The sequence below is a fragment of the Hymenobacter radiodurans genome (assembly GCF_004355185.1).
Taxonomy (GTDB): domain Bacteria; phylum Bacteroidota; class Bacteroidia; order Cytophagales; family Hymenobacteraceae; genus Hymenobacter; species Hymenobacter radiodurans.
In genome coordinates this window covers 2575317-2597289 of sequence record NZ_CP037922.1, presented here as the reverse complement: position 1 = coordinate 2597289, position 21973 = coordinate 2575317, and the positions used below count along the sequence as shown (strand labels likewise).

Here is a 21973-nt window from a genome sequence, read left to right as displayed (position 1 = left end):
TTGGGAGCCAAGCTTACTTGTTCACCTTCAGTAGTTCCACATCAAAGATCAGCGCCGAGTCGGGGCCGATGTCGCGACCGGCGCCACGCTTTCCGTAGGCTAAATCCGAGGGGATGTACAGGCGCCACTTCGAGCCTTCGGGCATGAGCTGGAGCGCTTCTGTCCAGCCAGCAATTACGCCATTCACTGGGAAAGAAGCGGGCTGTCCGCGCTGGTAGCTGCTGTCGAATACGGTGCCGTTGGTGAGTGTGCCATGGTAGTGCGTGGTTACGTTGCTGGTGAGCGAGGGCTTTGGGCCCGAGCCTTCCGTCAGCACTTCGTATTGCAGGCCGCTGGGCAGGGTGGTTACGCCGGGCTTGTTCTTGTTTGCGGCGAGAAAATCTTCACCAGCTTGTTTGTTATTCATAGCATTAGGGTCGTTTACGGTGCCGTTGCCGTCACCTTGTTGGTCGTCTTGGTCTTGCATTTGGCTCTGCAGCTGCTCCATGGCATTGCGCATCTGATCCTGTGTCAGGCGGCTGGGTTGTCCGGCCAGGCCTTCTTTCATGCTGCTGGCCAGCACGTCAATGTCCAGGTCAAGGCCTTGCTGGGCGAAGTTGCGAGCCAAATCGCGCCCAATAATGTAGCTGATTTGCTCCTTGAGGCTTTCTAAGTTCATAAATTACATGTTATGCTGATTGAGCAGATTTCACAGATCCAAGGTGAAATGAAATGCCAATCCGGCGGTGGAAGGGGAGATGAACGACCCGGCGGAGGCCGTTGCTACAGTGAAGTACCGAAAACCGGCTCGAATGGATGTGGTTTTTTTATTCTTCTCCACTAACTCCCTGATTTTGACTGGTGCTTTCTAACGAGGGCTAAACAAAACGGGTCCCGCTATGCAGCAGGACCCGTTTCAACTAATAAAAAAACGACGCCGGAATACGCGGCTGAGAAGCTTAGCAGTAATAGCACTCTTCCTCGTCCCGCAGGTCGAAAAACAAGTTAAACTCCCGTACCTGCGCGGCCAGATAGCCCAAGGAACCTAGGCCTCCCAGCAGTAAAAGCGACGAAACGGTGGCAGTGCTCTTTTTCATGTAAATGATGTATGTGGTACTCTATCAGTTTGTTGACTACAAAGGTAATACGTAAGTGTTACAAAAATGTTATGCTTGCATAACTAATTTGTTGCCACCACAATCCTAAGCTCAGCTGTAGCTTCCGATGTCCACTTCCGTTTTATCCGCGAGGCTTCTTAGATGTTTCGCCCTGCTGGCTGACTTTAATCTTTTCCGCTACCTCCACCATCGGAGCCACCCAGATATCCTTCTCATTGGCTTTGAGATAGCGCAGCAGCTGGCGGTGCGCCTTCAGATCCACGTTCAGGCTATGGCCGCCGCCCACGCCGTGAAACAAAAACACCAGCACCGTGTGCGACTGCTGGGCTTTCTTCACCAAGTCAATCAAGTAGTCGCCCGATTGGCCATTAATCATATAGCTGTCGATATTGGTCAGGTCTACCTGCGCGGCCGTTTGCAGCCCACTAGTAACGCCGCGAGCGGCCACAAAATCGTTTTGTAGCTGGTCATAGAATTTTACGCCGCCAATTTGCAGGTCGCCACAGGGGTAAGCGAAGGTGCGGGCCGTTTTACCGTCGATGGCCGTCAGGAGCGTGTTCATTGTTCGCACTTCGCTCACCGCGCGGCTTACCGTGTACTTGCTCAGGTCGTTATCGGGCGTCACGAAGCTGCGGCCGGGTAGGCTGCCGTCGCAGGGGTGCATGAGGGCGTGGTTGCCTAGCTCATGGCCCCGTTTGGCCGCTTGTCGCCACTCATTGAGCCGTTTACCTACTACTGGCGAAGAGCCAATCAGGTAAAATGTCCCCCGCAGCTTCAACGAGTCGAGCGCCGGAATAGCGTTGTCCAAGTCAACGTCGATAGCATCGTCATACGTCAGCACCACCGCGCACTGCTTGTTATTCCAGCTAGTACCCGCCTGGGCGAAAACCGCCGATTGGCTTGCCAGCCCTATAGAAGTGGCTAGGCCGAGAATTTTTAGAAAGCGCATGCACTGAATAATAAAAGTTGACGGTGTTCGCATTGCCTGGGCAACCAAAGCCTAAGTTTAGCACATTCGAGCCCGGAAATACCGACTTAGGATGAGCGTCTAGGCGAATTATTGGGTGGCTTCTACCTCCACCCGTCGGTTGCGCGCGTCGGGAGAGCGATAAAGCGGACGCTTGTCGCCATACCCGGTGGTACTGATGCGCTCGGCCGCAATTCCTGACTTTACCAGGTAAGATTTTACTGCCTCAGCGCGCTGCACCGATAATACCTGGTTTTTCTGGGGCTCTCCAATTTTATCGGTGTGGCCAGATACCCGCAGTTTCAGCGTAGGGCGCGCTTTTAGCTCGGCAGCTAGCTGGTCGAGGGCCGGTATAGCAGTGGGCAGCAAATCGGGCGTACCTAGCTTAAACAACACCGTGGGCAATACGATTGGCTTGGCGGAAGGGGCTAGAATGGGTGCCGCTGGACGTGCCGTATCAACCCGTGCAGGAGCGGGAGCGGCGGCTGGCTTCGGCGTTTCAGAATTACCTACATTAATAGTGATTGGCACTACGGAACTCTCACTGGTTGCAAAATAGCCCTGCTTCAGATAGAAAGTGGTGGTCTTGCTGAGCTTGGTGCGGTAGGTGTTGCCGGTGGCCACGCGCTGCTTCAGGTCTGGGTCGGCGTACCAGCGCACATCCTGGCCCGATACCCGTATCGTGCTTTCCGTATTAGTCGGCACCGTGGAGGGCGATTTTAGCTTGATGCGGTACAAGGTAAACGTGCCCATGTCGCAGTCGCCCACGGGGCGGTAGGCCGCATTGCCCGTTAGCTTTTCCTGATTTGGGTCGTAGGTAAACGTGATGGAGCCGTCGCACCAATAGTTGAAAGGCGTCTGGCCGGTTTCGCTAAGCTTCCGGGTATGGGTGAGGGTTGCCCCGTTTTCGGTGCGGGCACCCTGCATTTCAAACGTAACCGTCATGGCGGGCGTGCCACCTACTTCCTGATAAAGGACCCCAAATATCTTTTCGTCTTTGTTTTGCTGTAAGCGAAGCACCGCAGGCCAGTTTCCTTCCTCATAGGGGTCGGTTTCGACACCCTGCCACTCACCTGCCAGCGACTGAGCCTGCACCGGTCCGGCAAGCACCAGGGCGAGTATAGCACACCAAAAACTGAGTTTCATGCCTGTATACCTGAGTTTAGCGTGTTCTTTTAAGCTTAAATACGAAGCTTCCATAAGAAGGTGAGGAGCATGAATAAGTTGCTTCTAACGCACCACTACCACAAGTTTAGTATACTGCGTCCCCGACATCAATAGCCGAAAAATCGTCAGGCCTTCCTTGACTGGGGGGCTTTTTTGCCTGATTTCTTAACCCTTCTTCCAAATCCAGCAGTATGAAGATGATGAAATTCTGGCTGATACTGGTTTTCACTTGCCTCAGCACCAGCGGGTTTGCACAGCGTATCGCAACGCTGGAAGTCACCTTGCAGCGCGCTACCAATAAGCAAAGTACTCCAGTTCAGACGAGCCTGGATGCTCTTACTTCCCTGCCAGATACTGAGTTGAGCTTGGTGGAAGTGCAAGGCAATACCCGCACGCTCGTGTCCCACCAGATTGAGAAAACGAAGGCCCGAATTCTTCACTGGAACGTGGAGAGCAGCGGCCCAGCGAAGCGAACGTATGAGCTGGTAAAAAGCGCAAAGACAAAAAAGCCCCCCACCATTAGCACAACCGATCAAGATGGCGCTTTGCTCGTGCAGGCTGGCAATAAGAAACTACTTCAGTATAACTACCGCACGGTGTATCCGCCCTCAGGCATCGATCCGGCCTTTAAGCGCAGCGGCTTTATTCATCCGTTATGGTCGCCCCACGGACAGATATTAACCCGCATTCAGGCTCCCGACCATTACCACCATTACGGCATCTGGAACCCCTGGACGCACGTGCTATTCGAGGGCGACACCGTTGATTTCTGGAATCTGAAAGACCGAAAAGGCACTGTGCGCTTCACCGGCGTGGTTTCCAAAACCGATGGCCCCGTATTCAGCGAGTACCAGGTAAAGCAGCAGCATGTCGCGTTTAAGAAAGACGGGAATGAGAAAGTAGCCCTAAACGAACTGCAATCGGTGCGCGTGTATCAGCCCAGCAATGCCGATTACTACATCGCTGATGTCACCAGCAACCTTACGTGCGCCAGTGCCAGCCCAGTGCGGCTGCTCACATATCGGTATGGCGGTTTTGGTTGGCGAGCTACCGAAAAATGGAACAAGGACAACAGCGAAGTGCTTACTTCGGGGGGCAAATCCCGTAAAGATGCCGACGGCTCCACTGCTCGCTGGTGCATCGTGCAGGGCCAATTGGATAGCGACTACGGCGGAATGGTGATGCTGTCAGCTCCCACCAACTACAACCACCCCGAGCCGCTGCGCGTGTGGCCCGAAACGCAGAATGGTACGGGCGACGTGTTCATCAATTACTCGCCCACCAAGAACAAAGACTGGCTCCTAAGCCCCGGCCAAACCTACACGCTGCGCTATCGGCTGCTCGTGTTTAATGGCCACTACACGAAGGAGCAAGCGGAAGCCAACTGGCAGTATTTCAGCCACCCACCCACCGTTTCCGTGAAGGGTAAGTAGCTGTTATGAGCTTGACCAAATTTTAAATTTTAACGCATGAAAACTGCTTTATTTGTTATGGGAGCCCTATGTCTGGGCAGTTCTGTTCTAACTGCTGACTTGACTTCTGCGGTGTATAAAGCCACTGCCCGAACCACGGAAAAAGGCGGAGAGCGGGTTCCATTCATGAAAGGCAGCACCCTCGACCTAGCGGAGCTAGAGGTGTACACCTTCACCCTAAAAGTCGGACAAGTAAACCAAGTTCAGCCAGCCGCCACCGATGCGGAAGAGTTAATAGTAGTGAAGGAGGGAAGCCTGGCCGCCACCATTCAGGATTCAACTAAAACGCTCGGGCCCGGCGGCGTCATGCTTATTGGGGCCGGCGACAAACAACGCCTCCGCAACGTATCTGGCGCGCCCGCCACCTATTATGTGCTGCGGTACAAGTCGAAAGACGGCATTGACCGGCAGCGGACCCGGGCGGGTGGCGGCTCGTTTATGAAGGATTGGGGCCAGTTTACAGTCGTAAAAACCGATAACAAGGAAACGCGGCCCGTTTTCGACCGGCCTTCCACCATGTTCCGGCGGTTTGATGTGCATGCCACGATGCTTATGCCCGGCATTGCTAGCCATCCGCCGCACACGCACCGCACCGAAGAAATTATCCTGATGACCCAAGGCAGCGGCGAAATTTTAATCGATCGGAAAGCGCACAAAGCCGCGGCGGGCGACATAGTTTTTCTAGAAGCCAATGTGCCCCACGCCTTCACTAACACCGGCAAAGGCCCTTGCGGCTATTTCGCCATTCAATGGCACAGCAATGCGGAAAAGTAGCTGAGTTTAGTTCTCACCGTTAGCTATAAATCGGGCTGGGGGGCATTTTTACTGTGTTTTCCCGCTCGCGCTGAATTGTAGCTAGGTGAGCGATACTTACGCTTACCCCAAAACCGCCAACTCCTCAGCACTAAGCCGAATATTGGCCGCTTTCAAGTTTTCTCGCAGATGCACCAGCGACGAAGTGCCCGGAATCGGCAGAATCCAGGGCGACTTGTGCAGTAGCCAGGCGATGTTTATCTGGGCTTCCGAAGCCTTATACTTGCGCGCAATTTCCGCAATTTTAGAATCTACTTTGGGTAGCGCGTGGATCAGCGAAAAGAAGGGAATAAGCGGAATGCCGTGTCGCTCGCACAGGTCCAGCACTTCCTCGCCGCCGGGATTAGCACCGTAGGGCAACTGCACAGTCGTGCGCTGAGCGTAGCTATACATATTCTCTACGCTAGCAATTTCACCCAGCTGAAGGCCAGCCTCCAATTCCTCACGGGTTACGTTACTCAATCCGACGTGCAAAATCTTGCCCGCCCGCTGCATCTCAAACATGGCGCCCAGTTGCTCGTCCAATGGTACCGAGCTATGGCCCATCAATCGCAGGTGAACCAGCTGAATCTGTTCTTGCCGTAGTGTACGCAGGTTATTATCGATGCTAGCGCGCAGGTTTTCGGGCGTGTTGTAAGGAATCCAGCTTTTGTCGGGCTTGCGGGTGGCACCCACTTTCGTGCAAATTACCAGGTCGCTCGGGTACGGATGCAGCGCTTCCGCAATCAAGCGGTTGGTCACTTCTTGGCCGTAGTAGTCAGCCGTATCCAGAAAGTTTACGCCCGATTCTACCGCCGTTCTGAGAATCTGTAGCGCTTCACTGCGGTTAGCTGGCTCACCCCAAATCTCGGGCCCAGTTAGGCGCATAGTGCCATAGCCCAAACGATTGACGGTGAGCGGCTGTGCGGAGTTTTGGGCGATGGTAATAGTCATAGGGGGCAAATTCAACCAGTATTATTCTATCCGAAGGTGCTGAACTGAAAGCTGTGCCTTTAGCAGCAACTGGTAGCCGTGGTATTCACCGTAGCGACAGGCGCCGGACCGCACGGAAACAGGCCGAAGTGCAGCTCCTTGGTGCCATCGATGCGAAAATGGGCGCCGTAGCGGGTGTGGCTGAGCATATCGGCGGTGTTGCCGCACACTAGCTGCGGCCGACCCGCCTCAAAAACATGGTGGTCGTCGAGTACGAAGCGGTGTGGGTTGTCGGCTGTGCCCAGGTAGGTAGCCACTTGTCCGTAGTCTTCGCACTGGTCTTCTAAGTCGAGTTTGAAGGCTCGGATAGTGAGCGAGTAAAAAACAATATTGCCCGTTTTCTGCTGAATTTCGGGGTTGTCGATGGTCAGCACGCGCTTAGCCGTGAGGCGGTAGTCGCGTATGCCAAGCTGCATAAGCAGACGGCGGAAGTCTTCAATATACATGGCTCCGCTCAGGCATTCGCCGTACAGCACCGGATCGTGGCGCAGCGCTTCGGGGATGCGGCGGTCGGCAAACACATCCGCGATGTACAACTCCCCACCCGGCTTCAGTACCCGGAATATCTCGCGGTAGGTGGCGGCTTTGTCGGTGCTCAGGTTCAATACGCAGTTACTTACCACCAAATCGATGCTGTTGTCGGCGAGGCCAGCGCTGCTCAAATCCTCAATGTAGCCGTGACGAAACTCTACGTTGGGCTGGGTGTAGCCAAACCGAGTGGTGTGAGCTGCTACATGCCGTCGGGCCACCGCCAGTTGTTCCTCCGTCATATCCACCCCGATTACGTGGCCCTGTTCACCTACCAAATGGGAGAGCAAAAAGGCGTCGCGGCCGCTGCCCGAGCCTAAGTCGAGCACGGTGCAGCCCTGCACGTCCTCAGGCACGCATACACCGCAGCCGTAGTATTTCTCGAGCACCTCCGGCTCCAGCGTGGCTAGTATCTTTTTGTGAGCCGTCGGGATGTCGTCGGTGCAGCAGGCGTTGGTTTTCAAATCCTGATTAGTGCGCAACTGCGTACCATAGTAGTCCTGAACCTGCTGCTGAATCTGTTGCTCCATGAGAATTGTAGATAGGATAAATACTTTCACAAACGCCGTGGGGGGCAAATTTGACGGCGGTTACCGCGTGAGTCGGTAAATCATCAGGGCGGCGCGCTCCACTAACATCGGAAACTCCTTTAAGTTGATGGTTTCGCCCGCCGCGTGCGCGCCCTTGCCCGACACGCCCAGGCCATCCAGACAATCGACGTACTGGGCCACGTAGGAGATGTCGCCGGCGCCGCGGGACCCAGGGTCGCCGGCCGCTACGGGCCCGAAGCCTAAGTCGCGGCTCACCTGGTCGGCGAGGGCCGCTAACTTCTGGTTGCCGGCGGTAGGAGCCATGCCTGGCAGACCATCGGTAAAGGTTATTTCGGCGCGGGTTTGGGGCAGATTATCGGCCACGATGGCGCGCATCTTCGTGCGGGCTGCTTCTTTTTGCTCCTCAGTAAGGAAGCGTAAATCGCCGGTTACGGAGGCGGTGGGAGCTATAATGTTGGTTTTGCCTACTACTTCACCGCGAGCTTTGGCCTCGTCGTAGTTCACCTCCGAGCCGCCTACCATCAAGCCGGGGTTGAAGGTGAGATATTGCTCCTTGCTCAGGGTTTCCCGAAATGAATTCAGAATGCGGGCTGCTTCATAGATGGCGCCATAGCCTACTGTGGGCTTAAAAATGCCCGAGGAGTGAGCCGCCGTGCCGTAGGTTTTGAGCTGCCAGGTGCTGCTGCCGCGCCGCGCCGTGGCAACGGTGTGAAGATTGGTTGCCGTTTCAAACGCCAAGGCTACATCGGCCTCTTTGGCTTTAGCAATAAAGTCGGCGCGACTCTCGGGGCCTTTGCCGCCGCGCTCCTCATCGCCGGTGAAGTAAGCGGTGATGGTGGCGTCTTTCAACAATCCGTTGGCGTGCAGGGCTTGGAGTGCCGCCAGAATCACCACGTTGCCGCCTTTCATGTCATTTACCCCTTGCCCAGTGGCGGTGGAGTCGTTCAGGCGGGTGTACTTAGTAAAGGGCATGTCCAGCTCAAACACCGTGTCGAGGTGGCCGATGAGAAACAGCTTCTTGCCCTTTTTGCCTTTGCGCTGTGCCACCAGATGACCTGCGCGATTCATGGCTTCGGGCATGGTTATCCATTCAGTTTTGAAGCCCAAAGCATCAAATTCCTTCTGAAAGACCGAGCCTACTTCCCGCACACCTTTCAAATTGAGCGTGCCGCTATTGATGTTTACCACCTGCTCCAGCAGCTTCTCACTCTGCGGCATATTCCGCTGCACCGACGTGACAATCTTACGTTCGGTGCTGGTAAGCTTTTGGGCTTGTGCAGCGAAGCAACAGAGCAGGGCGGAGGCAAGTAGGAGTTTTTTCACGGTGAGCAAGTTTGGAATGAGGTTGCATACAAAGGGAGGCAAACGATTCTGCCACTCAAGTCTGGGGGGCAAATCTTACTGCGCCCGCAGCCAGTTCTGGGCCGCATCGAGGTCGTCGAACAGATAAATATCGAGCTGGTCGCTGATGCGGTGCTGAAGGTCTTCGATGGATATTTGGCCAAAGACGTCCGGCGACACGATCTGCGCGAAGGAACGCAGCCCGGCGGCCATGATGAGCGGCGTCCAAACCTGCTGAATCCAGTCGTTGGCTTCCGTAAACGTGCCCACCAGGTCGCGGTGGTCGTTCAATAGCTTCGGACAGGGTTGATGGCGCAGCATTTCCAGGTAAGTCAGGCCGCCGTCCATGATAGTTCCCAGCGTTTGACGGCCAATCCAATGGGCATGAATCCAGTTTTCGCTCTGGTCGTAGCGCACCGTGAGGTAAGTGCTGCCGTCGCCACGGCGCAGCGTAGTAATCATAAACTATGAGATAGGGTGGGAAGCCGCTCCCAGCTTCCTGAGAGCCGTAGGTTGCAAATAACGCAGGAACGGCTGGATAGTTCTGGGGGGCTTTTTCGACAGTCAATACAAGTTCCTCGGCTGAAATAGCAGTCCCTCTTAGTTCATCCGAGAAAGTGTAGGTATCACACACCAATTGGTAACTACCCCAAAACGAAACCGCCCCGGCCACTACGTTGGCCGGGGCGGTTTGCAAAAGCTTGTGGGGGGCTTATTTAACGTGTAGCTCGCCTTCGTCTTCTTGCTGCCAATATTTGATGCGTTTGGCCTCCACGCGCACCAGCACGATGCCGGGGGTATCTACTCCTTCCGGAAACCATTGTTTCAGGCTGGGTAGCCAATGTTGCTGCAGGGTGGGCTTGTGCCGAATAAGATGTGCCGTGCCCACGATGGACACGTACAGTCCTTTCGGGCCGCTGAAGCCAAGATTCACGTGCGGATTCTCGGTAATGTCGCTTACCGTGCGCGATTGCTCAAAGGTGAAATAGTACGAGTTGCCATTATACTCCACGTCGCCGTTGTTGCTCATAGGGCGACTGCTCAGCTGGCCCCGACTGGTTTCGGTCGTGAGCATGGCAATGTCGAGATTCGCCATTTTAGCAGCAATCTCCTTCAGGGTTTTATCAGCCATGGAAGTAAGGGAATAGTTGAGCTAGTAGTACGCGCAGCAGGGGTAGGAGTTGTTAGAACGCCCCCAAATCGGTAGCGACTGAGTCGCCCTGCACGTCTGCCCAAGTGGCCGACAAAGAGGCTCTTATTTAATTGCCCAGGCGAAAATCCTTCACGCTATTTTGGGTCAGGCTAATCTCCTCGAAATGGCTTACGGTACCCGTATCAACTGGACACTGCGCGCTCACGCCCACCCATATTTCAGCAGGGTAGTTGTTTTTGTAGAGCCGGACCAGTTGCCAGGTTTTCTTGTCGAGCGAATAATAGCTGGCTACTGTGCGCGTGTCCGACGATATTTTCATGTACGCCGAAGGGCCGCGTACCACGTCGTGGTTATTGTCATCGGAGGTGCCAACGGTGCGCACCGACACGATGCGATGGTTGCCGCGCTCATCCTGCTCAAAGCAGTGTTTTTGCCAAAAGTTGTCGTTCACGTAGATGTAAAGCACCCCGGCATTGTAGAGTCCTTTCTCTGTGAAGCCGGGGATGACTTTCGATACCAGCGTGAAGGGCTTGGCATTGTCCACCTTGGCCAGCAGAATGGGAGCCGTATTATTAGACAGCTTGTTATCGTTGGGGTCGCTGAAAAAGTCCTTTTTTGCCCCGACGCGAAAGGTCATCCTACCATTTCCATCCACCTTCGTCAAAGTATCTGCCCCGTTGACGGCTTTGGTAAAGTGAATATTACCCAACTTCATATCGCAAGGCTCGCCACTCACGCGGGCTGAATCCCCAGCCGCGGCACCCGCTGTAGCCGGCGCGGACGACGCATCCGTAGCCGAAACACCCGGCGTTTTGTTGTCGGAGCAACCTCCAAGCAGAAACATACCTAGCATTGCCGGAAAAACGGAACGGTCGTGTTTCATGTGTATTAGTTAGCAAAAAGGCTGGATTGCTATACTCGGAACTGGGTCGCTGCTGACGTAGTAGTCAGCATGCTAACTGCCTATAATGCAAGATGCGATGCACGTCAGGAGTGAGGTTACTTAATAGCCGTTTCGGGCCCGTTGCTGGATGCGGGTTTCCCACTTTTTGCGCTTGGGGGCAATGCTGCCGCGTAGATACTTCTCCATCACGAGCACTGAATAGGGCGCGGCAGCCGTGGCTCCAAAGCCCGCATTTTCGAGGTAAACAGCCACGACTATCTCAGGATTTTCGGCGGGCGCAAAGCCCACGAAGGCGGCGTGGTCGTCGTCGCCGTCGTTTTCAATTGTGCCTGTTTTGCCGGCTACCGTAATGCCCACATCGGCTAGGCTGGATGTTTCAGCCGTACCCCCGCGTTCCATGACGGCCATCATGCCAGGTAGCAGCGCGGCAAAGTGTACACTGTCAACGAGAGTGCGGTGTTTTTCGGTGAAGCGCGGCAGCGGTCCGTTTTCCCCAACGTTACGCACCAGGTGGGGCGTGTAGTACCAGCCCTGGTTGGCAATGATAGCCGCCATATTCGCCATTTGCAGGCCCGTCAGGTTGATTTCGCCCTGTCCGATACTGAGGGAATAGATGGAGCGATAGGTCCATTTGGTCGTACCGCGGGCCTTATCATAATATGCCGGGGTGGGCAGAAAGCCGGGAGCTTCGCGCGGCAAGTCCACGCCCATTACGGAGTCTAGCCCAAAGGACCGAACGTAGCGGCGCCACTCGGCCAGGTTGCCGTGGCGGGCGCCCACCGAATCCTGAGCAAGGCTGTCGGGCACGTAGTTAATAACGTTCCGCATCACCTGGTAGAAATAAGGATTGCAGCTGTATTGCAAGCCCAAAGTCAGGTTTTTGGGCTGGGGATGTTTGTGCACGCAGCTAAGCAGCGTCTGGTCGCAGCGGAACGAGGTGGCGGGGGTGATGGCACCCAACTGCAAGGCCACGGCGGCATTCACCAGCTTGAATACCGAGCCGGGCGGATTAGCCAGCGTCGCCGGCCGGTTGATCAGGGGCATTTTTTCGTGCTCCAGCAGTTTACCTCGCACTAGGGCTTGGTCGGGCGCGGTGATAGTAGCCGGCTTGTAAGTGGGCCCCGACACGTAGCACAAGATTTCGCCGGTACGTGGGTCGAGCGCAACAAGGTAGCCTTTGCGGCGGCCCATCATCTGTTCGGCGTAGGCCTGCAGCTTCACGTCAATGGTCAGGTGCAGGTCCTGGCCTTGCTGAAAAGCTGTGTCGGGAGCCCAATTGCCGTGCGTCTGGCCCAGCGAATCTACTAAGGGATGCAGGTAGCCCCGGTTTCCGTTGAGCAGGCCATTATAGTAGGTTTCGAGTCCGCCGTTGCGCAGCTCATAGAAGCGACCTCGTCGGTAGCGCTTGGCTTGTTTGTAAAAGGCTTGCGCCTCGGAGCCCATGTAGCCCAGAAAGTGAGCCCCCACGCTGGTGGTATAGGTGCGCTGTGGGCGATCCGTCAGGGTCAGCTGGGGCCAGTCCTTACGCTGGCGACGCACCCGCTTGGCTTCGCCTGCCGTGAGACTCAGCTCTACCGGGTAGCCGGCCGGCATATCCTCATAGGGCAGGGCATCGGCAATGCGCTTGCGGGTAGCCACTGGCCCCCAGCCGAGCAATTGGCCTAGCGCTACAGTATCGAGTGGGGGCTTGCGCGGCAGCTTTAGCAGATACTGGGTGCGCGTGGCTACCAGCACCGAGTCATTACGGTCGAGCACCCGCCCCCGCTGCGGCACGTCCGGCAAGACCACACGCTGGCGAATGTAGCGCGCACTCGTGTCTGGTTCCTGAGTCTGTATGCTCGTCTGCTGTTCGGGTGAAGAACAGGCAGCCAGCACGAAAAGCATGGCTAGTAAACTCATTTCCCAAATACAAGTATTTAAAGATTTGCGCATCAGGGTAATGTACGCATTTTCCCCTCAATTAGACGTGCTTATCGCGACAGCCGCGCTCCTCGCCGGTTTCATAAGCGACGACCTTCTGGTGTGCTCTCGGCATGCGTTCTACGCCCGGTAGCTACTTTTTGCGGCTGTTTGCCGGCAAGGTGGCTAGCGGTCTGACCTCATTCACCAATGTAAGCAGCAGTTTGCCAGGCTCTTCCAGCGGCAGTAAGTGTGCGGAGTTCTCAAACCAAATGCCTTTTTCAGTGGGGCTTTTAGTGCGGCCAGCCAGTTCACAGTGGGCTCCGAGGGTGTCGTATAATCGTGGCGACCCATGAGCATAAACACGGGGATAGGAAATGACTTCACCGGCTTGAAGTCAACACGCAGAAACTCCGGCAGCAGGCGGCTTAGCGTAAATAGGCTGCCTTTATCAATGGCCTCAACCTCAACTGGTGTGTAAGCTGGAGAAAGGAGCGGGGCGTTGAAGTAGTACACAGAATTGGCCCGGTACGCCGACAAGCCCCGTAGTACTGTGGCCATTTGCGGGCAATAATAATTCGCTCCCGGGTGATGGGCTGGTTGCCAGGGTAGGGGGCAATAGAGCGCAACTCCCGCAAGGCCACTTCGTTTTTCTGCTTTGTAGCCTCGCGCAGAGCGTACTCAAAACTCAGCCGCTCGTTGTCCTGGGAGTTGATAACCTGCCCGATACCCACGTAGGCGTAAAACAGATCGGGGCGCTTGAGGGCGGCGTGCATGCTCACGATAGTGCCCCAGCTGTGGCCCATCAGAATGAGCTTCTGCTGACCGTATTTTTTGCGGATAATTTCGGCTAGCGCAATTGCATCCTGCACGTACTGCTCCACGCGAATGGTGCGGCCAAGGCCGGTGGTGTCGTTGGTGGCGTAAGTCTTGCCCGAGGCACGCTGGTCGTATTGCACAATGGTGAAATATTCCTCTAACGGCCGCTGAAACATCCACGCCACCGGGGCCATGGGCGAGGCCGGCCCGCCGTGGACAAACAGGATGATGGGGTTGCGCTTATCCTGCCCCCGCACGTATACCCACTGCTGCACGCCACCTACCGGCACCGCGTACGACTCCTGCACCCCGTTTGGCGCCACAATCGAGTCCCGGTCGGCTATGATCTTGTGGGCTTTGGCATACGGGTCGGGTGGGCTGCTCTGGCCGAAAGAGGTAGTTCCGCTAAGCAGCAGTACCAGCAGACCCGCGAAGCTTCGGATAAGGAAAGAAACTCTCATACAAGGCAAGTAAAAAAGCCCCCAGAGGCAATGGAAGCCACAGCAATTACTACAGCGCAAGATGGGAGTAGCGCCGTTATAGTTGCCTGAAAATAACTGATACTCAGATTGCTTCAAGCGGTGCGTTTCATTATGCCCCTAGTGCAGCAGAGGCGAAGTAGTCTCTACAAAAGGATAGTTGAGTGCTACGATTTTGGGCCAGTTGGAGCCGGAGCTAGCTTCGGCCGGCTGCCCAGCTGTGCCAGCAACCCCAGCGCCGGACCTACAGCCAGCAGCAAGTAAAGATCCTGGACCTGCACAAAGCCACTAAGCCAACTCGTGAACTGTATACTGACTACAGTAATAGCAAAACCGATACAGTTTACGATAGTTAGGGCGGTGCCGCGGGAAGCGTCCGGCGCGCTTTGGGCCACCAGGCTGGAGAACATGGGCGAATCGGCAGCGACTACCATTCCCCAACCAAACAAAAAGCTCAGAAAAAAGCCCCCCGACTGGCTGCGAAGCACCAGCGGCGACACCAAGCAGCACAGCCCCGACAAGGCCAGCGCCGTGGTGGCTACCGTGCGGGGGCAATTATCCGCGAGAGTAGCCCGCTGCCCATGCACGCCAAGCCACCCGCCCCAATCAGCAGAAACGACAAGAAGGACACCGGCAAGTTGGCGTTGGGGTGGGCGCTGTTGTAGGTCGTCAGCATGAGCGGTAGAAAGGCCCAGAAGGTGTACAGCTCCCACATATGGCCGAAATACCCGAAGGCGGCGGCCCGGAAGCGCGGCAACCGAAAGCCGCTCAGAAAAGTGGTGAGCTGCAGGCGTTGCCCGGTGCGGCGGTACGGGCCGTCGGGTACCAGCAGGAGCATGGCCAGGCCGCCGAGCACTGCCAGGCCCGAGGTAGCCAGGGCCACGTATTGCCACGGCAGCTGCGCCGTAATGCTCTTCAGTAGATGCGGGAAAGCAGTGCCCAGCACCAGCGCCCCTACCAAGAATCCCAGCCATTTACCCAACCCGCCTGCGCGTAATCGGCGGCTATTTTCATCCCCACCGGGTAAATGCCCGCCAGGAAAAAGCCGGTCAAAAAGCGGAAGGCGAGCAAACTGCCGGCTTCCACACCGGGGAGGTTAATGCCCAGGTTGCACAGCGCGGCCGCCAAAGCGCTGAAGAAGAACACCCGCGACGGTGAAAAGCGGTCGGCAATGGCAAGCAAGGCAAATACCAGCGTGCCGGAAATAAATCCTAGCTGGACAGCACTCGTCAGAAGGGCTACAAAGGTGGGAGGCTGCTGCAAGGTGGCCGCCAAATCCGCCGCTATGGCATTGCCCGCAAACCAGAGTGAGGTGCATAAGAACTGGGCCAGCACAATGACGGGTAGAATTCGGGGCATAGGGTAGTGGGTTGAATCTGGGGGCTTTTCTTAACCAATAAACAACACATCCAGCAAGCCGGGCCGGTCGGCATAACTGCGGGCGCTGCTGTAGAGAAAATCTTCCGGCACGTCTACAAAACCGGCTACAACTGGGTTGCGGTGCAAGTAGTCGAGGCGCTGGCGTTGGAGCTGATAGGAGTGTAGCTCGATAGGGTGATTGTCTTGTTGCCAAAACTGGTACTGCTCATTGTGGGCATTGCGCTGCCCAGCCCGGCCAAACATCCACAGCATCCACTCGCGGCGACTTTCCTGGTCGTTTTCCTGAATGGCTTTCAGAATACTCTTGGAAGTATGGCGCTTCAAATCACGAAGAATAGCCGACAGGTTATCGTGGGCGCTGCTGATAATCAGGTGGGCGTGATTAGTCATCAGGCACCACGCGTAAAGCTCCAGCCCTTTGTGCTGCTGGCAATAGCGCAGACTATCCACGAAGATGTCGTTGTAAAGCCGCCGCGTAAAAACATCAATCCAGCTAACAGTAGCGAAGGAGACAAAGTAGAGCTTCTGCGAATCCTGAATCTTATACTTCTCACTCATGCCAGCAAGATGCAGGATTATCCAAACACCACATAACGCAATGGCTCTCCACTGGCGCGAGTTTAGCGCAGCGTAACTCGTGACCAGCCATGCCGGGAGGCTGCGCTTCCCCCGCCAGAACGACAACGCCGCCCGGATTACCCAGGCGGCGCGGTCACCGTTTGCCGCTTTTGCGGCAGTGGAGGTACAACCTCCACCTCAAGGTTAGGCACGAGCTACAAGCTCGCGCCAGTGGGGATTATACTAAGACAAAGCGTACCCGCTCCCGCTTCACAAAGTGCCCAGCAGCGGCAGATGCTACTAAATCACCAATATTAAATGTTGTCTCTGGATGCGTATTAGGCCACCGACGTCGGCTGTAAAGCCCCCATTTACCTATTAAACTAAACTCAAACACCTTTCTTGCCTCTTGCTTATCAAAAGGCAGTGCTAGTAGACTTAATAGGCATTGCACAAAAAACCAGACCAGAAGTAGCGCACAGAACGCTATAGCTATCGGTGCTAGTAAAACGCCTTTAAGGCTATTAATCTCCATCCCTTCGGATGCAAAGTATTGATCGAAGTTTAAATCAGTGAGGTCTGTATCAAATTGTTTTGAAAATGCTTTTAGTAATTCTTCGGCATCTAGACCTGTAATTCCCAAATCATCCTCAATAGCAGTTCTTAGACCACTATCAGCTTCTAACCAGTACTCAACCTGCATAAAGGTTATTACTCGTTGAGTGGTTCTGCGTAATTCAGTAAAAGAAACCTGTATTGTCTCCATAAGTCAATAAAAAGCGCCTCCGTACAGACAATGTACGGAGGCGCTTCATACAGGAACAAAATATCCTTACATATTCCGTCGATATTGCCCCCCAACCTCGAACAATGCATTCGTAATCTGCCCCAGCGAGCAGAATTTCACCGTTTCCATTAGCTCCTCGAACAGGTTGCCATTCTGCACGGCTACTTGCTGAAGCTGCTTCAGGCGCTGCTCCGTGGTGCCTTCGTTGCGGGCGTGGAGGTTGTTGAGCATCGTGATTTGATACTGCTTTTCCTCTTCCGTGGCGCGGATAACCTCGGCGGGCAGCACCGTAGGCGAGCCTTTGGAGGAGAGAAAAGTGTTCACGCCGATGATGGGGTACTCGCCCGTGTGCTTGAGCATCTCGTAGTGCAGGCTTTCCTCCTGAATCTTGCCGCGCTGGTACATGGTTTCCATGGCGCCCAGCACGCCGCCGCGCTCCGTGATGCGGTCAAACTCCAGCAACACCGCTTCTTCTACCAGGTCGGTTAGCTCCTCGATAATGAAGGAGCCTTGCAGCGGGTTCTCGTTTTTGGCTAAACCCAACTCCCGGTTGATGATAAGCTGAATAGCCATGGCCCGGCGCACCGATTCCTCGGTGGGCGTGGTGATGGCCTCATCGTAGGCGTTGGTGTGCAGGGAGTTGCAGTTGTCGTAGATGGCGTAGAGGGCCTGCAACGTGGTGCGGATGTCGTTGAAGTCGATTTCCTGGGCGTGCAGGCTGCGGCCCGACGTCTGGATGTGGTACTTCAACATCTGGCTCCGGGCGTTGGCGTTGTACTTCAGCTTCATAGCCTTGGCCCAGATGCGGCGTGCCACGCGGCCAATAACCGCGTACTCGGGGTCGATGCCGTTGGAGAAGAAGAAGCTCAGGTTGGGCGCGAAGTCGTTCACGTCCATGCCGCGGCTCACGTAGTACTCCACGAAGGTGAAGCCATTGCTTAGGGTGAGGGCCAACTGGGTGATGGGGTTGGCGCCGGCCTCAGCAATGTGGTAGCCCGAAATACTGACCGAGTAGAAGTTGCGGACCTTCTCCTTAATAAAGTACTCCTGCACGTCGCCCATGAGGCGAAGGGCAAACTCGGTGCTGAAGATGCAGGTGTTCTGGGCCTGATCTTCTTTCAGAATATCGGCCTGCACGGTGCCGCGCACCTGGCTCAGCGTGCGGGCTTTGATGGTGGCGTACACATCGGGGGGCAAAACCTGGTCGCCGGTCACGCCGAGCAGCATCAGACCGAGGCCGTCGTTGCCGGCGGGCAGCTCGCCCTGGTAGCTGGGGCGCACCACGCCTTTGTCCTGATAAATCTGGTTGATCTTGGCTTCTACTTCCTGCTCCAGCCCGTGCTCCTTTATATAGAGCTCGCACTGCTGGTCGATGGCGGCATTCATGAAGAAGGCGGCCAAGTGCGCGGCCGGACCATTGATGGTCATGGACACCGATGTGCTCGGGTTGGCTAGGTTGAAGCCGGAGTAGAGCTTCTTGGCGTCGTCGAGGCAGCAGATGCTCACCCCAGCGTTACCGATTTTGCCGTAAATGTCGGGTCGGTGGTCGGGGTCTTCGCCGTAGAGCGTCACCGAGTCGAAGGCCGTGCTCAGGCGCTTGGCGGGCAAGCCCATGCTCACGTAGTGGAAGCGGCGGTTGGTGCGCTCGGGGCCACCTTCGCCCGCAAACATCCGGGTGGGGTCTTCGCCTTCGCGCTTAAACGGAAACACGCCGGCCGTGTACGGAAACTCGCCGGGCACGTTTTCCTGGAGCTGCCAGCGCAGCAAGTCGCCCCAGGCCGTGAAGCGGGGCATGCTCACTTTTGGAATTTGCTGTCCCGACAGGCTTTGGGTGTGCGTCAGGATGCGGATTTCCTTGTCGCGCACCTTAAAGACGAACTCGGGGGCTTTGTAGGCGGCTACCTTCTGCGGCCAGGTCTCCAGGATTTTCCAGTTCTGACCATCGAGCCGGAGCTTGATTTCCTGGAATGTGCTCTCCAAGCCGGCCACGAGTGATCCGGGGTCGGTTCCGTTGCTGCTGCTCCCGCTGCCGGCACCAGATCCGCCGGACTGGAGGCTTCTAACGGCGTTGAGGCTTTGGTCGAGGCCGTAAAGCTGCTGGGCCACTTCGGCTTGCTTCTGTACCCAAATATCATAATTGCGGTTGGTTTCAGCGATTTCAGATAAGTAACGCGTGCGGTGGGGCGGAATGATGTAGATCTTCTCCGAGTCCTCCGTGGTGGTTTCGAGCTGGGAGGCAAAAGTGGCCCCCGTCTTTTTCTCCAACATACTCAGGACGGCCCGGTACAGGCGGTTCATGCCGGGGTCGTTAAACTGAGAAGCGATGGTGCCAAACACGGGCAGCGAATCCAAAGGTTGGTCCCAGAGGCCGTGGTTGCGCTGGTACTGCTTGCGCACGTCGCGCAGAGCATCGAGGGCGCCGCGCTTGTCGAACTTGTTGAGGGCAATAACGTCGGCGAAGTCCAGCATGTCGATCTTCTCGAGCTGGGTGGCCGCGCCGTACTCTGGCGTCATTACATAGAGGCTGGCGTCGGAGTGCTCGATGATTTCAGTGTCGGACTGGCCGATGCCGCTGGTTTCGAGGATGATAAGGTCGTAGTTGGCGGCCCGTACCACGTCCACGGCGTCCTGCACGTACTTGCTCAGGGCCAGGTTGCTCTGGCGCGTGGCCAGGCTGCGCATGTACACCCGCGGCGAGTTGATGGAGTTCATCCGAATCCGGTCGCCGAGCAGGGCCCCGCCAGTTTTGCGCTTGCTGGGGTCCACGGAAATAATGGCAATGGTCTTCTCGGGGAAGTCCATTAAAAAGCGCCGCACCAACTCATCTACTAAGCTGGATTTGCCCGCGCCGCCCGTACCTGTAATGCCCAGAATAGGAGCGGTGCGCGTGGCTACGTCTGTGTCGCCAGTGGCAGCTTGCTGCGTGGCGCCGTTACCGCTGTGGGGGGCTTTTTCCTGCTGCTGAAACTCCGCCACGAGCTGGCTCTTCACGCGCTCGAACTCCTCGGGGAAGTTTTCAGCAGCCGAAATCAGGCGGCCGATGCTGCGAGCGTCTTTCTCTTTTACGTGGCTCACCTCACCGTTCAGGTTCTGGCCGGTGGGGAAGTCGCAGCGCTGCAACAGGTCATTGATCATGCCTTGCAAACCCATAGCGCGGCCGTCGTCGGGCGAGTAGAGGCGCTCGATTCCGTAGGCTTGCAGCTCGGCAATTTCGCTGGGCAGAATCACGCCGCCACCGCCACCGAAGATGCGCACGTGGCCCGCGCCGCGCTCCTTCAGCAGGTCGTGCATGTACTTAAAGTACTCGTTGTGCCCGCCTTGGTAGGAGGTAATGGCAATAGCCTGAGCATCTTCCTGAATGGCGCAGTCCACGATTTCCTGCACCGAGCGGTTGTGGCCCAGGTGAATAACTTCGGCGCCGCTGCTCTGAATGATGCGGCGCATAACGTTGATGGCCGCGTCGTGGCCGTCGAACAGGGCCGCCGCCGTCACAATGCGGATATGATGCTGGGGTTTATAGGGAGCTACGGGAGCAACTTGCATAGCGGGTGGAATGGGGTGGGGTAAGAGGGGCTAAGGTACGAAAAAAGCCCCGGCGCGTTAGCGGGGGCTTTTGTTACCAAGGCACTTGTAAGTATTCAATCAGATCCTCAAGCGACTTTCCTACATAGATAGCATCATCAGGAAGACAACCGATATAAGGAATAAAGTAAACGCTTTCACTTTGCTTTTCGATTGCACAAGCTTCGCCACCTCCATCAGTTCCTATCAGAAAAAAGTTTGGATAGAATTCATCGGCATTGTAAGCCCGATTCAGTTCAAGTACCTCAGCGATTGGCCACAATTTTAAATACTTTCCATCTTCAAAATCGAAGACAAGATCATGAGTCTTTGAAAGCTCGTTTATATACCAATCTGGTAATTTAAAGTCTAGTGTTTCCAGTACGCGAGTAACAACTTCAGGTGTAGGAGCCGAATTTGGTTCATCCATCTAGTTTTGATTCTACTTGAGAATTACGCAATGGTGGCAAACTTACCGCAGTTCCGCTAGTCGCAGTAGAAGTCCCGGCAGAACCGCTTCACCGGAAAGTTCGTTCTCAAAGCCTTGCACGACGTCCGGCTCCGATTGGCCGGGACGGTAGATGTAGGCAGTTTCGTCTTCGGGCACGATGAGCCACGCCAGTTGCGCGCCATTGCGCAGCCAGTCCAGCATCTTGGCTTGCAGTGTTTTCGTCGAGTCTGTAGCTGACTTCAATTCGACCACAAACTCCGGGCAGACTGGCGCAAACTTATCTTGCTGCTCCACAGTCAGAGCGTTCCATTTGCCGGCTGAAACCCAGGACGCATCCGGCGACAGCACAGAGCCATCGGGGAGAGTGAAGCCGGTGTTGGAATCGAAGTATTCACCTAGATTTTGGTGCTGCTCACACCATTTGCCAAGTTGAAAAATGAGGCGGGCGTTGCGTTTGCCGGAGCGGCTGCCAGTAGGCGACATAATGATGATTTCATGATTGGCCGTGCGCTCGATGCGCAGGTTGGGATGCTGCTGGCAGAAGTCGAAGAACTCATCATCGCTCATGCGCTCTAAGTAAGAGCCCCCAGAAGTATGCCGCCGGATTCGAATGGATTACGCATAAGTTAAAAGTACGCAAAATATGCCCTGAAAAAGCCCCCCGCTTACCTCGCTGCTTTTTCCTCTAGTATCTGTAGCAGCTTGTCAGCGGCCTCTTCGATTTCGGTGTAGCCTTGCTGGGCGGCGCGCTCTTTGGCGGCAATCAGTCCGTCGCGGTGCACGGTTTTAAAGTCGCCGTAAGGGAAGTGGTAACGGCCTTTGGTGTCTTCAGCTTTGGTCATATCGAGGCCTAAGTGCCACTGCCCGTATTCTTCCATCTCATGCTTGCTGAGGTAATTGTTTTGGGCGGAGGTATTGGGGTTGTGCTGGCCCCAGTGGCCCTGGTCGTTTTTAAATTTGCCTTCCTCGATGAGATGTTTGGCAAAGGCGACGGCGGTTGGATTTAGCGTGAGGCTCATAGCTAGGGAGAGAGTTAGAATATCAAGGCGAGACCAAAAAAGCCCCCCAATACCT

23 protein-coding genes are annotated in these 21973 nt (G+C 55.7%); 2 read left to right on the top strand and 21 right to left on the bottom strand.

Features of this window, described 5'->3' with window-relative positions; genetic code table 11:
- Positions 1-13: 13 nt before the first annotated feature.
- The 4 genes from EPD59_RS12135 to EPD59_RS12125 form a co-directional block, all read right to left on the bottom strand.
- A complete protein-coding gene (locus EPD59_RS12135; protein ID WP_133273014.1) occupies positions 14-658 on the bottom strand; it encodes an FKBP-type peptidyl-prolyl cis-trans isomerase in 645 nt (214 codons plus the stop codon).
- Between the two features lie 280 nt (positions 659-938).
- Positions 939-1076 (bottom strand): hypothetical protein, encoded by a 138-nt coding sequence (locus tag EPD59_RS21625; protein WP_165963573.1) that lies wholly within the window; start codon positions 1074-1076, stop codon positions 939-941.
- Between the two features lie 142 nt (positions 1077-1218).
- A complete protein-coding gene (locus EPD59_RS12130) occupies positions 1219-2046 on the bottom strand; it encodes a polysaccharide deacetylase family protein (RefSeq protein ID WP_133273013.1) in 828 nt (275 codons plus the stop codon).
- A gap of 108 nt (positions 2047-2154) precedes the next feature.
- Positions 2155-3210, bottom strand: a complete 1056-nt coding sequence (locus EPD59_RS12125) for an OmpA family protein (protein WP_165963572.1) — start codon at positions 3208-3210, stop codon at positions 2155-2157.
- 218 nt (positions 3211-3428) lie between these two features.
- Here EPD59_RS12125 and EPD59_RS12120 point away from each other — a divergent pair, with 218 nt between their 5' ends.
- Positions 3429-4664 (top strand): DUF6807 domain-containing protein, encoded by a 1236-nt coding sequence (locus EPD59_RS12120; protein ID WP_205703393.1) that lies wholly within the window; start codon positions 3429-3431, stop codon positions 4662-4664.
- Positions 4665-4700: 36 nt separating this feature from the next.
- On the top strand, positions 4701-5477 hold the full coding sequence (locus EPD59_RS12115; protein ID WP_133273010.1) for a cupin domain-containing protein: 777 nt from the start codon (positions 4701-4703) through the stop codon (positions 5475-5477).
- A 102-nt stretch (positions 5478-5579) separates the two neighbouring features.
- On the opposite strand, the gene EPD59_RS12110 is transcribed toward EPD59_RS12115, so the two are convergent.
- The 17 genes from EPD59_RS12110 to EPD59_RS12040 form a co-directional block, all read right to left on the bottom strand.
- The gene (locus EPD59_RS12110; RefSeq protein WP_133273009.1) at positions 5580-6449 is read right to left on the bottom strand and encodes an aldo/keto reductase; all 870 of its coding nucleotides are present in this window, start codon (positions 6447-6449) and stop codon (positions 5580-5582) included.
- A gap of 59 nt (positions 6450-6508) precedes the next feature.
- A complete protein-coding gene (locus tag EPD59_RS12105) occupies positions 6509-7546 on the bottom strand; it encodes a methyltransferase domain-containing protein (protein WP_133273008.1) in 1038 nt (345 codons plus the stop codon).
- A gap of 60 nt (positions 7547-7606) precedes the next feature.
- The gene (locus EPD59_RS12100; protein ID WP_133273007.1) at positions 7607-8890 is read right to left on the bottom strand and encodes a M20/M25/M40 family metallo-hydrolase; all 1284 of its coding nucleotides are present in this window, start codon (positions 8888-8890) and stop codon (positions 7607-7609) included.
- A gap of 75 nt (positions 8891-8965) precedes the next feature.
- On the bottom strand, positions 8966-9370 hold the full coding sequence (locus tag EPD59_RS12095) for a hypothetical protein (protein ID WP_133273006.1): 405 nt from the start codon (positions 9368-9370) through the stop codon (positions 8966-8968).
- A 250-nt stretch (positions 9371-9620) separates the two neighbouring features.
- Positions 9621-10040, bottom strand: coding sequence for a pyridoxamine 5'-phosphate oxidase family protein (locus tag EPD59_RS12090; protein WP_133273005.1), 420 nt, complete (start codon positions 10038-10040; stop codon positions 9621-9623).
- Positions 10041-10167: 127 nt separating this feature from the next.
- Positions 10168-10944, bottom strand: coding sequence for a DUF1349 domain-containing protein (locus tag EPD59_RS12085; protein ID WP_205703392.1), 777 nt, complete (start codon positions 10942-10944; stop codon positions 10168-10170).
- Between the two features lie 120 nt (positions 10945-11064).
- Positions 11065-12864 (bottom strand): peptidoglycan D,D-transpeptidase FtsI family protein, encoded by a 1800-nt coding sequence (locus EPD59_RS12080; RefSeq protein ID WP_165963571.1) that lies wholly within the window; start codon positions 12862-12864, stop codon positions 11065-11067.
- A gap of 428 nt (positions 12865-13292) precedes the next feature.
- On the bottom strand, positions 13293-14144 hold the full coding sequence (locus EPD59_RS12075; protein ID WP_205703391.1) for an alpha/beta fold hydrolase: 852 nt from the start codon (positions 14142-14144) through the stop codon (positions 13293-13295).
- A 185-nt stretch (positions 14145-14329) separates the two neighbouring features.
- Positions 14330-14749, bottom strand: coding sequence for a hypothetical protein (locus tag EPD59_RS23730; protein WP_317128362.1), 420 nt, complete (start codon positions 14747-14749; stop codon positions 14330-14332).
- Complete coding sequence (locus EPD59_RS23725) at positions 14701-15144, bottom strand: hypothetical protein (RefSeq protein WP_317128361.1); 444 nt, start codon at positions 15142-15144, stop codon at positions 14701-14703. Before EPD59_RS23725 ends, EPD59_RS23730 begins: the two co-directional genes overlap by 49 nt.
- The gene (locus EPD59_RS23720; RefSeq protein ID WP_317128360.1) at positions 15117-15521 is read right to left on the bottom strand and encodes an MFS transporter; all 405 of its coding nucleotides are present in this window, start codon (positions 15519-15521) and stop codon (positions 15117-15119) included. Before EPD59_RS23720 ends, EPD59_RS23725 begins: the two co-directional genes overlap by 28 nt.
- A gap of 30 nt (positions 15522-15551) precedes the next feature.
- On the bottom strand, positions 15552-16100 hold the full coding sequence (locus EPD59_RS12065) for an REP-associated tyrosine transposase (RefSeq protein ID WP_133273003.1): 549 nt from the start codon (positions 16098-16100) through the stop codon (positions 15552-15554).
- Between the two features lie 238 nt (positions 16101-16338).
- Positions 16339-16866, bottom strand: coding sequence for a DUF1493 family protein (locus tag EPD59_RS12060; RefSeq protein ID WP_133273002.1), 528 nt, complete (start codon positions 16864-16866; stop codon positions 16339-16341).
- A gap of 66 nt (positions 16867-16932) precedes the next feature.
- Positions 16933-20430: a methylmalonyl-CoA mutase family protein gene (locus tag EPD59_RS12055; protein WP_133273001.1), complete on the bottom strand. Its 3498-nt coding sequence runs from the start codon at positions 20428-20430 to the stop codon at positions 16933-16935.
- 73 nt (positions 20431-20503) lie between these two features.
- The gene (locus tag EPD59_RS12050; protein ID WP_133273000.1) at positions 20504-20878 is read right to left on the bottom strand and encodes an SMI1/KNR4 family protein; all 375 of its coding nucleotides are present in this window, start codon (positions 20876-20878) and stop codon (positions 20504-20506) included.
- A 42-nt stretch (positions 20879-20920) separates the two neighbouring features.
- Positions 20921-21466, bottom strand: a complete 546-nt coding sequence (locus tag EPD59_RS12045; RefSeq protein WP_133272999.1) for a Uma2 family endonuclease — start codon at positions 21464-21466, stop codon at positions 20921-20923.
- Positions 21467-21564: 98 nt separating this feature from the next.
- Entirely contained in the window at positions 21565-21918 is a 354-nt protein-coding gene (locus tag EPD59_RS12040; RefSeq protein WP_133272998.1) for a hypothetical protein, read from the bottom strand.
- Positions 21919-21973: the final 55 nt, after the last annotated feature.